Source organism: Halorubrum trueperi (assembly GCF_042662525.1).
Taxonomy (GTDB): domain Archaea; phylum Halobacteriota; class Halobacteria; order Halobacteriales; family Haloferacaceae; genus Halorubrum; species Halorubrum trueperi.
The window spans coordinates 24,188-40,355 of the sequence record NZ_JBHSXI010000008.1 but is presented as its reverse complement, the minus strand read 5'-3'; the positions used below and the strand labels follow the sequence as shown (position 1 = coordinate 40,355).

Genomic DNA, 16,168 nt, shown 5'->3' with positions numbered 1-16,168 from the left:
GACTGTGTGTGGATTCTAACGGAGCCCGGGAATTCGGACCGGACGGATAGACAAGGAGGCGTCGCGGAACACCCGCTAGTCGCTATCCTGGCCCTCGACGACGACGCGGGGGTCAATGATGCTGTACACAATGTCGACGAGGTAGTTCCCGACGATCACCCAGACGGCAACGAGGAAGAACACGAACTGTACGACTGGTAGATCGCGTTGGAACACGGACTCCACGAGGAGGAACCCGACCCCGGGCCAGTTGAACACGGTCTCGACGATGACCATGCCGCCGATTGCACGTCCCATCGAAATCGGATACAGGGTGATGACGGGGAGCGAAGCGTGCTTGAGCATGTGCCTGAGCTGTCGCGTCTCGGGAAGACCCTTGAGTCGGTGGTAGGTCATGAAGTCCTGCCCAGATATCTCGACTACGCTCGTTCGCATGATGAGCGAGGGGAGGTACACGAGTTTCGCGACGATAGTGAGGAATGGAAGCGCGTAGTGTAACCAGAAATCTCCAGTTTGAACCATCTCCAAGGTCGAAAGTCCCGAGTTCTGGACCGACGACATGCCGCCCGTCGGGAAGATACCGAACCAGAAGGCACCGATGATCAGGAGGAAGATACCGAGGAAGAATTCTGGAATCGTTCCTAGTATCGTGATACCTGCGACGCCCCGACGCTCTTTCTTCGAGCCCCTGTTACGGCCTAGGAACCCGCCGAAGATTGAACCCACGATGTATGCCACCGTAATCGCCGGTGCGACGAGCAAGAAGGAATTCAGGATGGCCTCTCCGACGACGTTGATGACGGGGGTCCGGTACCTGAACGAGTTGCCCATGTCACCGGTGAAGAGATTCGTTATGTATTCGAAGTACTGCACGTAAAGCGGGTCGTTGAGGCCCCACGCTTCCTGTGCCGCTTCGAGTTCTTCGGCGTTCGCCCCGCGCGCGACGAGGATGTCGAGATAGCTTCCCGGGAGGGAGCGGAACAGGAGGAATAGCGCCGATGCGACCAAGAAGATGAGCAGTGCCGTCACCACTGTCCGCTTGACGAAGTATCGGAGGTTACTCATCGACGGTTACCCCCTCCCCCTCTGCCGGATCATGGTCGTCGTACAGGTGGCACGCGACGCTCGCCGTCGATCCGTCGGCCGGCGAGACGTGGCGCGGCGCGACGTCGCAGACATCCATGCGGTCCGGACACCGGTCTTTGAATCGACAGCCTGACGGTAAATCACTCGAATCGCTCGGGGTTCCGGCTATCGTCATCGGTTCCCGGTCGTAGTGCGGGTCGGGAATCGGAATCGCGTTGATAAGCGCCTGGGTGTACGGGTGTCTCGGTTCGCCGAGCAGTTCCTCGGTTTCCGCACTCTCGACGACGCGTCCGAGGTACATGACGTTCACCCGGTCACAGACGTACGAGACGGTCGAGAGGTCGTGTGAGATGTACAGCATCGAGACGCCGACATCCCGCGTCAGGTCCCGCAGGTCCTGCAGTATTGCCGCTTGCGTCGAGACGTCCAGCATGGACACCGGTTCGTCAGCGAGAATGACCTCCGGTTCGAGAATCAACGCGCGTGCGACCGACACTCGCTGTTTCTCGCCGCCGGACAAGTGATGTGGGTACCTGTCGAGATACTTCTCGGGCGGACTGAGTTTCACCTGCTTCAGGATGTCGTGAAAATCGCCCTCCTCGTATGGGATATCGTGAATATCGAGTTGCTCCTTGAGCGTCGCTCTGACTGTGTACTTCGGGTCCATCGAATTGAAGGGATCCTGAAAGACGATCTGGACGCGCCGACGGAACTCCTTCCAGTCGCGCTTTTCGAACTCACTCACCGGACGCCCGTTGAAGTACATATCGCCGCTCGTAGGCTCGTACAAGCCAATGAGCGTCTTCAGTAAGGTCGTCTTTCCGCACCCGCTTTCGCCGATAATCCCTTGCACTTGGTTTTCGTCCAGTGTCAGCGAGACGTCGTCGACTGCTCTAATTCGTGACGGACTCGACGAGGTAAACGCGTGTTTGACCGTCTGCCATATCGAATCCCGCTGGACGAAGTGCTTCTCTAGTCCGTCCAGTTCGAGCACTGGTTCACTCATGGTTGGACCCTCCCACTTCGGACCGCGTATTCTCCGGTGACCTGTGGCCGAGTTCCTCGATTTCGTCGTATCGAATACACGAGGTGTACTGGTTATCGTCGCCGACGGCCTGCAGTGGCGGACGTGACTCGACACACTCGTCTGTACTCCACGGACATCGGTTCGCGAAGGTGCAGTAGTCCACTTCGTCTTGTAGCTGTGGCGGCTGGCCCTCAATGACGCTCAGGTCGCGTTTCGGATGCCTGATGTCCGGAAACGCCTGCTGCAGCAAGTAGGAGTACGGATGTGAAGGCGAATCGAACATTCTGGTAACGTCGCCAAGTTCAGAAACCTGTCCCCCGTGGAGAACGGCCATCGAGTCACAGTTCTCGAAGATGACCGAAATGTCGTGCGTGATCATGACGATGCTGACGTCTTCTTCCTCCTGGATCGATTTTAGGTGTGTGAGGATCTGGTCTTGCATGATCACGTCGAGTGCAGTCGTCGGCTCGTCGGCGATGAGTAGCGATGGCTCCAGAAAGAGGCTGAACGCGATTATCGCCCGCTGTTGCATCCCGCCAGAGAACTGGTGGGGGTACTCGTAGATCCGTTCACCGGGTAACCCGACGACCTCGAAGAGTTCGGTCAGGCGGTCTATCGCTCGCTGCTTGCTCCAGTCCGTGTGGACTTTCGCGAGTTCTACCGCCTGTTTGTCGAGTCGCATGATGGGATCGAGGCTATTCATCGAGGCCTGGGGGATGTATGCTATCTCCTTCCATCGAATCCGCTCACTCAGTTCCCGTTCGGTCATGCTGTGGATCGGCTCTCCGCGAAACCGTATCTCGCCGGCCGTCACGGATCCGTTGTCGTCGAGTCCGCCGATGATCGACTTCGCTATCGTGCTCTTTCCCGACCCGCTCTCGCCGACCAGACCAAAGAATTCGTTCGTGTCGATGGCGAACGACGCGTCGGTCACGGCGTGGATTTCCCCGTCCTTCGTCTCGTAGCGAATGTCGAGTCCGTCGATTTCAAGGAGCGGTTCGGACATCAGACCTCACCTCCCGTGTACTCGTCCGACTGTCCACCGAGTTGCTCCATGCTCCGCCCGAGGAGAAACGTCGAGAGGACGGTCAACGAGATGAGCAGTCCGGGCGGTATCGACCACCACCATGCTTCGGCGATTCGATTCGCCTCGTAGGCGTTCCTGACCATGATCCCCCACGACGGGACGAACGGGTCAGAGACGCCGATGAATGCGAGGTTTGCCTCAACGAGGATGGCCGATCCGACGCCGAGCGCGAAGAACAATACGATCATGCTCGTGATGTTCGGCAGGATGTGTCGAAGAACGATCCGGCGGGTACTAGCGCCCGTGGCTTTTGCGGCGAGAATGTACGGTCGTTGTTTTATCTGGAGGACCTGTGCCCGAAGCACTCGTGCGTTCCCTCGCCAGAGTATCACGCCGATTACCAGGATCGTGGTCCAGTAATTTACGCCCATAAAGACGATGAGAACGATCGCGAACGGGATGAGCGGGACGCCGTAGACGAAGTCCGTGAACCGCATGAGAAGCGTCTCGTACCAACCGCCAATGTATCCGGCAGTGACGCCGATCGTCATCCCGATACTGATGATGAACAGCCCGCCGAGTATCCCGGTTATGACCGTTGGGCGTGCGCCAACCATGATACGGGAGAGAACGTCCTCGCCCCGTTCCGTTGTTCCTAGGAAGTACTCACCGGTGAGCGGCGGTGCCAGTCGAAGCAGTGAACCGTCCGGGGCGGAGTTGATAGCAGAGTAATCGTGTGGTGCTAGGACGGGGCCGAACACGCCGAGCAGCAGGACGAACAAGATGGAATATGCTGCTACCCTGTTTATCCGATCCTCGAATACTATTGTTGCTCCCTCGACCGTCTGGTTGACGAGTCGATGGTTGGTTACGGCCGACGAGATGCGATCTGGGAGTGGCATACAGAGTCTTGCATAGAGTAGACGAAGGAACTGCAATAAGAGTTTTGATGCGATCGGACGGGAGCCGGGGCGCTCGCCTTCGGTGTGGAAGGGTGTCAACCTTAGCGTGAAGGAAGCGGCCGACCGCGTGCCTTGGTACGACTGGCCGCTTGGCCTCTTAGACTGCGAGTATGAGCGTGAAACGTGGGGAAATAGGTCGCTCATCGAAGCGTGGTTCGGAATCTTCAAATACCGAACCAGGCGCTCCTACCACCGATTTTCGTTCCACAGCACCGCCAACTCCACCAGATCCTGGCTTACAGCCTTCGCCGCTCTCCACAATGCCGAGCTCTAAACCTTGACACCCTTGGTGTGGGCACACAAGCTTTTAGTATATCTTTGACCGTGATTGTGAGCATGGTCGGTTCAGAGCCCGCGAACGAAGCCGTACTCAACGTACTTATCGAGGCGGCGGTACTTGAGGAGTCAGAATCGGGAACTGTGAAGCGGACAAGACGGTTTATGGAGGCCGTCAAAGACGCCGAGGAATGTCTCGAATGTGATGGCGTCGAATCCGAGTGGTTCGGCCTATTTGGACGAGACGGGACGGCTGAGACGGACCTGGGAACCCTCACTGCGACGGCGCGCGCAGTCGAGTCGTTCGTCACCGATCTGGAAAGAAAACAGGCGGCGAGCGTCGCAATATCCCTCCAGCGCTTCGAGGAATCGGTCCGGACCGAGGGCGTTCCCGATCCGGTGACCGCACTCGCGCCGTTCGAAATCGAGGGGTTTTGCAGCCGATATCCGTGTTCCGCCGTCATTGTCTGGAAAGCGGACAGCGAATCCAGTTCCCTGGTGTTCGACGACTTCGCCGAACTTGCAGGCAGACCAGCGTTCGAGAACGTCGGTTTCGGAGCCGTGCACGCGCCCGACTATCCGGAAACGGCGCATGAGCAGTATTCGATCGGTATCCTTCCAACCGTCCTGTTCTTCGTCGGAACCGATATCGATTCACGCCTCGTCGGTGCACACCACCCGCAGACGTTCGAGCGAGAGCTGTCCGTCGTCGTCGAGCGGGCGGTGGACTCCGTCAACGCGGAGGAGAGGAACGCCTAGTCGAGACGACACCGTTCGAGCTTCTCTTCGTCCACGGTTACCCCGAGTCCGGGACCGTCTGGTACCTCGATCTGGCCTTCCTCGACAGTGAACGGATCGTCAATGACGTGTTCCGCCCAGCCGTAGTAGACGGTGTCGGCAGCGAGCGAGATCGCCGGCGTCGCGGCGACGGCGTGTACCATCGCTGCCGTTTTTACGCCAAGATCGAATCCGCAGTGATGAGCGAGAGATACGCCGGCGTGTTCCGCCAATCCGGCGAGTTTCCGCATCTCCACGATGCCACCCGCGGGGATGATATCCACGACGGCGACGTCGATCGCGTCCTCCCGGACCAACGTCATCAGGTTATGTTTGAAGTACGTATCCTCGTTTACGGCGATGGGAATCTGGAGACGTGACCGGAGAGAGCTGTAGTTCCCGACGGAATCTATCCGGACGGGTTGCTCCAGATACTGGACGTCTACACCGCTTCGGCCCAGTTCGGCTCCGACTCGGATTGCTTCGTCGATCGACCACCCCTGGTTCGGGTCAAGTCGGAACTCGAGGTTCCCGTCCGCCGCCTCGTCCATCGCCACGATACGATCGACATCCTGTCGCCAATCCGGCCCGGCTTTCGTCTTGAGAACCGAGAACCCGTCGGCGACGGCTTTCCGTGCGTGCCGACGGGAATCTTCACGCGGTAGGATACCAACGGCGTACGCCACGTCGACCGCAGGGTCGTATGCACCGCCGAGCAGTTTCGACACGGGCACGTCGAGGTGTTTCCCGAGTGCGTCGAACATCGCCATCTCGACGGCTCCGATGAACGGTTCGATCTTCACGTATGGGAAGTAAAATTCCTCGATGAGGGCGTTAATCTCCCAGACCGAGCGCCCGATAAGCGGTGGAATAACCACTGACTCGAACACCGCCTTCGTCGCTTCGGGTGAGGCAAGCGCCGCAAGCATCTCACCCCAGCCACTGACGCCCTCGTCGGTGTCCAGGCGGACGAGTACCCGATCGACGTCCTCGACGGAATCGTGATTGCTCTCGTACGGGGCGATCCCGTCTGGTTCTCCGAGTGGTGTTACATCTGCATTGACCGGTATGACCTCTGCACCAGTGATCTGCATACTCGGACAACAGAATACTATTACGTATACCTTTCTAAATATTTATGCCTTGTTTCGGTTCACACCGGACGTGTGTCACTCGAATATTGCTCGTTCGAGTTCCCCGACAGACTCGCGGGACCGAAACCGTCGCCATCCGAGTCCGCCGATCCCGATCAGAAAGGTTCCTACCGAGAGGGTTGGTAGTGCGGACGCCACGCCGTCAGACAAGAGCAGCGGTGCACCCAGCAGCCCAGTCGTTAGGAGTCCGCACGTCACGACGATGATGGAGAGCTGTTTGAGCCACCACGTCGCATCGTTTATCATGACATGCCAATACCGAGTCGAGCTATAAAATGAATGCGGTTGGGGAGGGACAGGCGAACAGCGGAGTCGAAGATCGTGCGAAGAAGCGAGGGTTACCCGCTCCACTCGCTTTGAAGATCCTCAACGCAGGGGAAGTCCTCGGGGTGTTCGGACGGCTGACTTCCCTCCGGCCACGCAGGAGTGAGGTCAGCACCCTCTGGATAGTGGAGTCGATCATCGTCGTCCCACGTCCAGCCGGCGTCTTCGAGAATCTGTCTCGCCCGTTCCTGATCCCCGCTCGAGGACTGGGTCTTGATTCCCAGTTCCGACAGTTCGTCGAGGTCACTCGCGGAAATCCACGGGTGTTTCAGGGAATACGGGAGGGCGTACGGGACGGTTGTCGAGCCGCCGTACACTGCGATTTCGTTGATCTCGTCTCGGTTGAGCGCCCACGAACCGGCTTCCCTGAACTCCTGAAACATCCCGGGTCCGTACGAGTTCTGCGGATAGAGCGCTTCGAGGGCGTACGCACCACGGGAAACGACGCGAACGTTGTCCTGGTCGGCGTAATCCTGAATGACGCTCGCAGAGAGCGTCCGCGCGTCGTTGATCTCCCCGTTGTCGAACGCGCGGATCGCCGCTTGTGCGCTGTCGAACGTCTGGAGGATAATCTCCGATTTCGGGTCGTAGATGGGGTGGTCGTCTACTGGTTCGAGGAAGATTGACGTGTCGGTGAAGTCGGTGACGGCGTACGGACCCGATCCAACGATTTCGCCCATGTCGGGGCTGGTCGGGTTGTCCCAGGCCCCGGCGTCTTCCCAGACCTCTTTCGAGAGGATGCCGAACAGACTCGCCTCTCGGGTGATGAACGGCGGGTGAAGATCCGAGAGGTAGAACGTCGCGGTTTTCTCGTCGTCGACCTCTACGCGGTCGAGCGGGAAGTCGTTGATGAGCGGAAACTGACCGACGTTCTCTGTAATGAACTCATAGGTGAACTTGACGTCTTCGGCGGTGATTTCGCTGCCGTCGTGGAACGTGGCGTCGGCCAGTTCGAACGTGATCCTCAGTCCGTCGTCGCTTATCTGGTAGTCTTCTGCGATCCCAGCCTGCTGGTTGTAGTTCTCGTCGTACTCTAGCAGCGACGTGTGGATGAGGTGGTTGAACACGGACTGGACGCTGCCGTTTTCGGTGAGGAGGTTGTTGACTTTCGACTCCGTCAACGCGGGCGGCATACTGGTGATGATGCCCTTGTCGGTCTTCGCCTCCGTTTCGATCCATGGTTTGTTACCGTACTCCCGAAGCCCGATGTCCCCGATTCCACCGGGTTCCAGCTCATCGGTGTTCATCATTCCGACGTTGAACCGCTCTGTCACCGGCCAGAACGGAACGTCCTCCGACATCGTCTTCATCGCGTCCAGGATGATCTCCTGGCGCTCGTCCTCATCCATGACGTTTCGCTGCTCAAACACGAGTTCAGTGTATTCACAGCTCGCGTACTGACAGTTGTTGAGGTGATCGTTGTTTCCAGCGTAAGATAGGTTGTACCGCATCATGAGGTCGTCCGGGTCGAGACGACTCGGTTTCGGACCCTGTCCGCCGAGGTTGATGTGCTCGACCCGCGCGTCCGCTATCGTGTCGGCCACCTGGTTGCTGATCCCCATACCGGTCGTTTCCACGTCCAGACCGATGGACTCGAGGTATTCTACGATTGAGGGGACGCTCTGTTCCGCGTAACGCGTCTCCGCTCCGAGGTCGGACCAGTACATCAGGTCGAGTGTCGGAACGCGCTCGCCAGCTGCTCCACCGCCGTCACCGCCATCGCCGCCGTCGCTGCCGTCGCTGCCGTCGCTGCCGTCGCCGCCATCGTCCGTGAGCCCCGAACAGCCAGCTAAACCGACCGATGTTGTCGCGGAGGCTATTCCGAGCGCGTTGAGATACTCTCTCCGTGAAAGGCCGTCGGCACTGGTATCATCTACCATAGCACGGAAAATCACACATGACTAAATAAACTTATCTTAATATAGTTGATATTCGGTGCCGAGTCGGTATCCGTTCACTGCAGCGGAGTCGAGTCACCTGTAATGAACTCCCTGGTCGAAGCCCTCGCGTAAAGGACAACGAGGCCAAGAATCCGGATCGGAGTCGAAAATTTCAGATGATACGGCACGACGAAGACTATCTCTATAGCCGCTCACAGGTTGGTTTTGATGAAATCTCACCAATCACGAACGCTTCCGTCGCCGTTTCGCGGCTTCGGCAGCGGTTCTCGGACGTAGTCGTACTCTCTCGCTCTCTCTTCGTCTATGTCGACACCGAGTCCAGGCGTGTCGTCAATATCTATGACGCTATCATCCGTATCTAGCTCTGGAACGCCCGAGAATACTGTATCGAGCTGTGATGGAACGGGGAGGGCGTATTCCGCTTGGTACGCCGATTGATCGTCCTGATAAAGATATCCGGGGAGTTCCTGAATCCCAAAGTTCGGAATCGAAAGCGCCGTGTGTAACGTGGCTGCGAATCCCAGCGGTGAGACGTCGCTCGGGGCATGAAACGCGGTCCGAACCGAATAGTGTTCGGCGAGGATAGCTATCTTCCGAAGCGCAGTGATACCCCCGGTGTGCACGACGTCCGGACGGACATAATCGACGAGGTCACGTTCGATGAGGTCACGATACTCCCACGGTGAGGTGTACACTTCGCCGAACGCGAGCGGTATCGTCGATCCTTCACGAACGCGGGAGAGTTGGTCGATATCCTCTGGCCGAGTCGGGTCTTCGAAAAACAGGAACCCGAGGTCTTCGAGCGCGCTCGCCGTTCGAGCAGCCACAGCGGGATCGAGTTGTCCGTGCGCGTCGAGAATCAGCCAAGGATCGGTTCCTATGGCGGCGCGAACGTCACGAACCTTCGTCCGTAACATGGCGACGTTGGTCGTTCCGAACTCTACGTCCACGAAGTCGTCGATCCGGAGTCGGAGTGTCGAAATTCCGTCGTCGAGTACGTCGGTACACGTATCGATGACCGCTTCGGGATTCTCCCCGCCACAATGCTGGTAGATCCTGGCGCCGTTTCTCGTTCGCCCACCGAGTAGATCATAGACGGGTGCCCCGTATCGTTTCCCTTTGATGTCCCAGAGTGCCATGTCGACCGCAGCGAGTGCCGTGTTTAAAACGGGCCCGCCGCGCCAGTACGTATGGCGGAAAAGCGTCTGCCACGTATCCTCGATGCGATCGACCGATCGATCGGCGATCTCCGGCAGCACGTGGTGTTCCAGGGTCGCTTCGACCGCGCGTTCCCGGCCATTAAGCGTGGCATCGCCCCAGCCAACGGTCCCGTCGGGAGTGACGAGCTTCACCAGGACGTAATTCCTCCCAGGACAAGTCGTGAGCACACTCCAGTCTGCGATCTTCATACGAGGAGATGCCCAGTATCTGTCTTAAATCTTCGTCCAAGCGACGAGCCGGGGCACGTGGCGAGTTTCGAGTGGCCATTTAGCCATTATCGACAGAGAGAACGGTCCTAAAATCTCTGGACGAACGTTTCGTTCACTCGGGCGAGGCCTCGAAGTAGTCGGATGGTACCCACTGGTCTTCCTGTTGATGGATCAGATTGTGCATATCGAGGACGGCAAGATACTTTCGAATCTCCCACGGATCATCGAGTTCGAAGGTAGCCGCTTCGTAAATTTCACTCCGGATACCACCACCAGACTTCAACACAGCCAGGAGTGTTTCTTCCAGATTGTCCATGGTCGCGTCGAGTTCGTTCTGCTGGACGGAGTGAGGATGGTCCAATCGTTCGAAGACGGTCGTGTAATCCCCTTCTATCGTAACAGACACGTGAGGTTGCCCGGAATCCCGATGTTCCTGTTTGTTCGCGAGACCGTGGACGCTACCGCGGTGCGGGCCGACTCGCTGAGCCTCCACATTGGGGTGGTCATGAACATCTTTCGGTTGCTCGTCGGTTTCTCGATTCCCGCGTTCCGCCGTATCGCTGCGGTCGCTTCTTTGACCCTCAGCCGTCGATTCGGTTCGGTCGGGATGGGTTTCATTCTCGCGTTCGTCTACAGGTCGCTCGTTCCGTTGCGGCGTGTTTTCGTCGGAGTCTTTCGTCATAGCGGCTGTTGGGTCGCAATCACCAAAGTCTTTACTTCACTCGGTGCCGCTCATAAGTGAAGTAAAGATCCATTAATGTGGGGATACCGCCGCACTTGAACCAGCGACTACCGTACGTATCGGGGGGAGGGAGAAAATTCTGCAGGATATAGGAGATGAAACGTGGGAATTTACCCTTTCGCCGCGTATTTAGTGTCCGCTCCTTTAGCTCGTTCCCCATCTGAAACCGATCTACCGGAGAGAGTGCCCCGGCTTTCGTTTACTCAGCGTGAACGAACGGGAGATGTCGCTTTCGAACAGAGATAGTGAGTATGCCATCCAGCCAGCGACGAATTCACTTACGAAAGTCTATCGTCTCTCGAAGTAATCGAAGGATTGGTGACGTCACTCCCCAGTTTCACTGTTTACGTATTATCCCCACAGTGGAATCTCGGCGTTCGGTTCATACCGTCAGTTTAAGTGTGGTGAATTGTTATAATCTCCAACTGATACGAATGGTTGATGGAATTTTGGGAATGTAACCAACGAAACCCGTATCTTCCGATAAGTATCTCTGAAATGGGATCCCGCCGTCAAACACGAAACACAGATTGGATCTGTTCGAGCTGCGTGAACACACTTATTATCGATCGGTCGTATCTGCGTGTATGGACAAGGTCCCGATCGACGCGGTCGGAACATCGGTACATGTACTGAATGCGTTGCGAGAGCGGCCACAAGCCGTAACCGAACTCGCCACCAGGCTCGATAGGCCAAAAGCCACCATCTATTATCACCTCAAGACGCTTGAGAACTTCGAGTACGTCGTTCAGAGGGACGGGAAATACGAACTCGGATTGCGTCTCCTTGAGCTGGGTGGGAGCGTCGGTGCGCGCCACCAGATCATCGATGTCGTCGCCCCGAACGTGAAACGACTGGTTTCAGAGGCCCACGAAACGGGTTTTTTCGCCGTGATGGCATCGGACGCCGCGGTCGTGATAGAAATCGAACGACCGTCCGACATCGCAGAGCAAGTCGATCTCGCCCTCGGAACGTACCTTCCGCTTCACTGTAGTGCGACGGGAAAGGCGATTCTCACGGCGCTTTCGGACGAGACAAGGCACGAAATTTTCGAACGAATCACTCTCGACTCGTACACCGAGGATACGATTACCGACGAATCGGCCCTGGCTACTCACCTCGAGCACACACGTAGCGAGGGACACGTGTTCGACATGGGTGAACGCAGTGAACACATCCGTGCGGTCGCTTCGCCCGCCACGACGAGTGATGGATACGTCATTGGTGCACTCGGTATCATCGGAACGTCACAAAGGTTGTACGACGACAGGTTCACTCACGAACTCCCGCACTTGCTCAACACCTACGTCGAACGCATGAAACACGAGTTTCAATCGTCATCCTCCAAACCGAGGTAGTGCTTCGGAGGTCGCACAGCAGTCGATCAGTCCAGTAGTCCTACTTGAGGGTTCGCGTGCACGCGGTTTCGTATCCAGAACGCGCAAAAAAACGGTTGTTCGTAACTCCTTTAGTTTTGTTAGCCATTGCGATTTGTTGGGTCATCACCGTCTTGATAACCGAACAAGAATCTTTCTACGGTGCTGGCCCGAGCATTCCTCAGATAGACCTGGTGTCGTGATGTTCATAGATTCACTTCATAAAAGAGTGTCATAGAACTCTTGTCACACTCTGATGATCGTGCTTCCTGGATTGTCTCCGCGTTCGTAGTTGGTGATTGCAACGACGAGGCGAAGGCATAGCGCGATGGAACACCTGCGCCCGTGCGTGGACGCGGCCTCGGGCGTGTTTTCGCCCCAGGCCACTCCTTGACTGATTCGTTGGTTCGTTCGACGCCTGTCCGGCGGTTGTACGTCTCGTCTAGCGTCGATTGCTTCAGCTGAACGGCTTCACTGTATTCCTCGATGAGGTCTTCGACCCTATACTCGATGTCTTTCGGATTAACTGTGTTTCGTGGATTGTACGGAGCGACTGGCACGACTACCTGCTGACCGCAGGGGTCGTGCCACTCGAGTGTGTCGTAGGCGCTATCACCAACCATCCACATCGGTTTCGAGACGGCGAGCGCGTGACGCGCATCGCCGTCTCCTCTGGCTCTTTTTTGCTCTCGGTGAACTCTGCTGCGATCGGTATCTTCGACCCAGCCGAGACGATTGTACAACCGTAACCGTAGTAATACTCTCCGGCCGTTGGATCGTAACACCTTGACGCATCTTGATCGGCGGGCATCGTCCTCACGTCTATCGAATCAATGGAGTAGGTTGAGTCGAGCAGGCCACGGATGGCAGCCTGCTCGACGAAATGGTCAAAAACATCGTCTACGACGTGTTCAAGATCGGTGGGGAACCGATCGACCGCGTCTCTCGATGGCGGTCGATCGAAGTCACAGCTGAGCCAGACCAGAGGATTGTTTAGTTCCCGTGCAACAGGGCGAATCCCGTAGATGTTCTTGTAATAGCAATGGAGAAAACCACGCATCATCTCGGGCGGTTCAAGATCTCGGGTTCGCCCCGTCTCACCCGGGGCGAACACGTCTAACTCTTCGAGAAACTCGCAAAAGAGATACTCAAACACAAACAGCGCTAGTGTCTCTGCAAGGGTGTCAAGGTTTAGAGCTCGGCATTGTGGAGAGCGGCGAAGGCTGTAAGCCAGGATCTGGTGGAGTTGGCGGTGCTGTGGAAGGAAAAACGGTGGTAGAAGCGCCTGGTTCGGTATTTGAAGATTCCGAACCAGGCTTCGATGAGCGACCTATTTCCCCACGTTTCACGCTCATACTCGCAGTCTAAGAGGCCAAGCGGCCAGTCGTACCAAGGCACGCGGTCGGCCCGCACCAGCGGGCGACCGTGGCACCGTTCGAGGACATCCTTTAAGAATAGAAGGGTATCGAGGCTTGATCGGCCCGGAGAGACCTCGACGACTAGTACTTCGAGCATCTCACAATCGACTGCCGCCCAGCCGTAGTGCTGTTCGGCGTCAATTTTGATTTTTGTCGCATCGACGGCGACTTCTTGACGAGCCCGGCAGTCCGGCTCGAAGACGTGTTTCAGCCGGTGAAACCACTTTCCGATCGGTCGACGAACGGTTCGATCCGTCGGTATGAGAGGCCAGCATGATACAAAAACGCCGCGAGAACACGCTGCTCCGCCGACGTGTCCTCACGAGAAAATACTTTTTGCTGGCGAGCCTTCTCAGCCATCCGGTTGAGCATTCTCAAGTCACCAACTTACCCTTGCTCGGCCACTTCCTCCACGTTAAGGTTGACACCCTTGTCTCTGTTTCCACGACATTGAAAAACGTCCCTACCGAAGGGTCATCTTGCAGGGTCGCTGTGCTCATTCCACCTTAGCATTCACCCTGCTCTTTGGTATGGTAACTGTTCTATGTCACCCTCTATGGTGAGCTAGGTGTTATGCTCCACCCAGATAGTTTTTGAATTACAAACATACATCTGTAAAGGGGGTCCACCTTAGAGTACAGTAATATAGACTCTACGTGTATCTATGCCTCCGGAGAGATACACGAGCGTCACGATTTGGGACGAGACAGTTGCCAAACTATAGTAGACGTTAGAAATAATTACTCACTTTTGGGATAGAGAGTTGATCAAGAGCGGTGTCGATCGCTGTTGTAAGTTCGTCGAGTGAGTCGAAGAAACGGTTGCTGAGAGCTGCTTGGAGCTGTCTCCAGCATTCCTCGACTGGGTTCAATTCCGGCGAATAGGACGGGAGCGTCACAAACGCAAGGTCGTCACGGGCCGCGAGGTCCGTGACGGCCGATGCCTGAAAATACGGTGCGCCATCGAGTACAATGATCAGATCCTCTTCAAATTCTCCACATAGTGCTAAAATGAAATGTTTTGCGTGATCGGCGGTAATGTACTCGGTGAGCCGAGAGAAAAAGCGATCGCCGTCTTCGGTGATCGCGCCTAACAAGCACGTCCAGTCCCGTTGACCGGATAATTCGACAGACGGCCGCGTGCCGCCCGGAAACCACGCGGCACGCGGCTCAACTTGGACAGATTTCTTGGTTTGATCGATACAGACTACTGTGGCGTCCATCTCTCGCCGCTTTTTTTGATCTCGTCGTGAAATTCTCCTTGGTCGTCTTCGTCAGATTCAGCGGCTGAACGGCGTGGTTTTTGATAGCTTAATCCCGCCTCTTTCAACAACCGCCGACAACTCGGGAGTGAATACTCGACGCCGTACGTTTCTTCAAGATAGTCCTGTACGAGCGCCGGCGTCCACGCCGGCGCGTCAATACCGATCTCTTGGGGTGAGTCGTGGACTGTGTGTTCAAACTCTTGTTGCTGTTTTTCTGAGAGCTTTCGCTTTCGACCAGATCGGTGAGCATCAGTAACGGCCTGTTCAAGCGGTTCGTCAGTATCGAGTCGGTTGAGCCAGCTGTAGATCGTTCGTCGGCCAGTGTCGTGCCAGTCGGCAAGTTCAGTCTGCGTGACGCCGTTTTTGTACGCGATCGCAGCTAACAACCGTTGTGTCGGCTTGTTTCCGTCGACGTTGTCAAGCGCGTCTTGGAGTTCTTCGACGGAGATCTCGTCGAGATGATCCATTAGGTACTGTACAACTATCCGTGCGGATAGTTCTAACGTCTACTATAGCCGAAATTGTGGTTGAACAGGAACTAGAAACCATTGCTGAAGCGGTTGACTATGCAGCCGATGCTGCCCGAGATCCAGAAACCCTCTCAGAGGCCTAATTAGCGCGTCTCCTGCACCGAAAACTCGCAGACTGAAGATGACTAGAGTAATTTTACCGTAAATATACGAGTTAAAGTTGACACCCTTGCATCTGTAATGCTAATTAATATTACCTCCATCGCCGGGAGTCGTGTTCAGATAAGCTGATTCAATGCGAAAGCGAACGATTTCAGCCACTCGTTAGCTGTTTCTGCTTTGGCATTGCTGAAACAGTTTGAGAAACAGGTAGTTCTGCGTTTTACCTCACAAAAGACACGTTCTACACTGTTCCGAGTTCCATGTCGTTCGTATTTGAAATAGAGGTCATGTTTGCGACAAGTTCGCTGAAGTGGCGCCGCGCCATCAACGAGAAAAATCGCGTCATCTCCGTCGTGTTTTTCGCGAAGCTCCGCGAAGAATTGATCTGCGATCACGTTTGTTCTTGTCGGTTCAAGCTTTGTATATAGTAAATCGTTTGATTGAGGATCGACGGCGGCGTACAGCCAATAGTGTTCATCGTCCAGCTGAATCACGATTTCGTCAACCGCAACGTGATTCGGACTACGACCTGATTTCGGCTGTAGATCGGCCTTGTGAACCCAGTTATGAACGGTGGATAGAATCCGATCAACACCAAATACCTCAAGAAACAAACAGTATTTGGAAGAGATAAGTAAGATATATGAGGCTGAATACTAAGCTTCATCAACAGCTTCGGTGTTGCTTCTCGCTTCACAAACTCTAAGTTGATTTCGTCTAAACGGCCGTCGAGGCGCGCGTTTTCGGGCATAGATTACTTTGAAAACTCACC

At 56.0% G+C, this 16,168-nt stretch carries 13 protein-coding genes and 2 pseudogenes; 2 read left to right on the top strand and 13 right to left on the bottom strand.

Translation table 11 applies throughout. The features are described 5' to 3' along the window. Positions 1–75: 75 nt before the first annotated feature. From ACFQEY_RS06740 to ACFQEY_RS06725, 4 genes are read right to left on the bottom strand one after another with little or no spacing between them, the layout of a single operon-like run. Positions 76–1,065, bottom strand: coding sequence for an ABC transporter permease (locus tag ACFQEY_RS06740; protein ID WP_379766222.1), 990 nt, complete (start codon positions 1,063–1,065; stop codon positions 76–78). Beyond that, the gene (locus ACFQEY_RS06735; RefSeq protein ID WP_379766219.1) at positions 1,058–2,092 is read right to left on the bottom strand and encodes an ABC transporter ATP-binding protein; all 1,035 of its coding nucleotides are present in this window, start codon (positions 2,090–2,092) and stop codon (positions 1,058–1,060) included. Before ACFQEY_RS06735 ends, ACFQEY_RS06740 begins: the two co-directional genes overlap by 8 nt. After that, positions 2,085–3,119 (bottom strand): ABC transporter ATP-binding protein, encoded by a 1,035-nt coding sequence (locus ACFQEY_RS06730; protein ID WP_379766216.1) that lies wholly within the window; start codon positions 3,117–3,119, stop codon positions 2,085–2,087. Before ACFQEY_RS06730 ends, ACFQEY_RS06735 begins: the two co-directional genes overlap by 8 nt. Further along, the gene (locus ACFQEY_RS06725) at positions 3,119–4,042 is read right to left on the bottom strand and encodes an ABC transporter permease (protein ID WP_379766213.1); all 924 of its coding nucleotides are present in this window, start codon (positions 4,040–4,042) and stop codon (positions 3,119–3,121) included. The genes ACFQEY_RS06730 and ACFQEY_RS06725 overlap by 1 nt, the downstream gene beginning before the upstream one ends. Positions 4,043–4,252: 210 nt before the next feature. On the opposite strand from ACFQEY_RS06725, the gene ACFQEY_RS06720 reads away from it, so the two are divergent. Continuing rightward, positions 4,253–5,137: a hypothetical protein gene (locus tag ACFQEY_RS06720; RefSeq protein ID WP_379766210.1), complete on the top strand. Its 885-nt coding sequence runs from the start codon at positions 4,253–4,255 to the stop codon at positions 5,135–5,137. Here the strand turns inward: ACFQEY_RS06720 and ACFQEY_RS06715 are convergent. The 5 genes from ACFQEY_RS06715 to ACFQEY_RS06695 form a co-directional block, all read right to left on the bottom strand. Continuing rightward, positions 5,134–6,249, bottom strand: a complete 1,116-nt coding sequence (locus tag ACFQEY_RS06715; protein ID WP_379766207.1) for a mandelate racemase/muconate lactonizing enzyme family protein — start codon at positions 6,247–6,249, stop codon at positions 5,134–5,136. The genes ACFQEY_RS06720 and ACFQEY_RS06715 overlap by 4 nt on opposite strands. A 75-nt stretch (positions 6,250–6,324) precedes the next feature. Further along, on the bottom strand, positions 6,325–6,555 hold the full coding sequence (locus tag ACFQEY_RS06710) for a hypothetical protein (RefSeq protein ID WP_379766204.1): 231 nt from the start codon (positions 6,553–6,555) through the stop codon (positions 6,325–6,327). Between the two features lie 92 nt (positions 6,556–6,647). Further along, positions 6,648–8,513 (bottom strand): ABC transporter substrate-binding protein, encoded by a 1,866-nt coding sequence (locus ACFQEY_RS06705; protein ID WP_379766201.1) that lies wholly within the window; start codon positions 8,511–8,513, stop codon positions 6,648–6,650. Positions 8,514–8,749: 236 nt separating this feature from the next. Further along, on the bottom strand, positions 8,750–9,943 hold the full coding sequence (locus ACFQEY_RS06700; protein WP_379766198.1) for an enolase C-terminal domain-like protein: 1,194 nt from the start codon (positions 9,941–9,943) through the stop codon (positions 8,750–8,752). Positions 9,944–10,076: 133 nt separating this feature from the next. Then, entirely contained in the window at positions 10,077–10,370 is a 294-nt protein-coding gene (locus tag ACFQEY_RS06695; protein ID WP_379766195.1) for a hypothetical protein, read from the bottom strand. Between the two features lie 923 nt (positions 10,371–11,293). Between ACFQEY_RS06695 and ACFQEY_RS06690 the strand changes: the two genes are divergently transcribed. After that, positions 11,294–12,064, top strand: coding sequence for an IclR family transcriptional regulator (locus tag ACFQEY_RS06690; protein WP_379766192.1), 771 nt, complete (start codon positions 11,294–11,296; stop codon positions 12,062–12,064). A 264-nt stretch (positions 12,065–12,328) separates the two neighbouring features. On the opposite strand, the pseudogene ACFQEY_RS06685 reads toward ACFQEY_RS06690, so the two are convergent. The 4 genes and pseudogenes from ACFQEY_RS06685 to ACFQEY_RS06670 all read right to left on the bottom strand — a co-directional run bounded on the left by ACFQEY_RS06685 (position 12,329) and on the right by ACFQEY_RS06670 (position 16,147). Then, positions 12,329–13,316: pseudogene (locus ACFQEY_RS06685) on the bottom strand (transposase). Then, complete coding sequence (locus ACFQEY_RS06680; RefSeq protein WP_379766189.1) at positions 13,274–13,597, bottom strand: hypothetical protein; 324 nt, start codon at positions 13,595–13,597, stop codon at positions 13,274–13,276. Before ACFQEY_RS06680 ends, ACFQEY_RS06685 begins: the two are co-directional and overlap by 43 nt. A gap of 633 nt (positions 13,598–14,230) precedes the next feature. Continuing rightward, positions 14,231–15,231, bottom strand: a protein-coding gene (locus ACFQEY_RS06675; RefSeq protein WP_379766186.1) for an IS630 family transposase whose coding sequence is annotated in 2 segments (ribosomal slippage) — positions 14,231–14,739 and positions 14,739–15,231 — 1,002 coding nt in all. Because the reading frame shifts where the segments join, the coding sequence is not laid out codon by codon here. Positions 15,232–15,512: 281 nt separating this feature from the next. Then, positions 15,513–16,147, bottom strand: a pseudogene (locus ACFQEY_RS06670) (IS6 family transposase). Positions 16,148–16,168 lie beyond the last annotated feature (21 nt).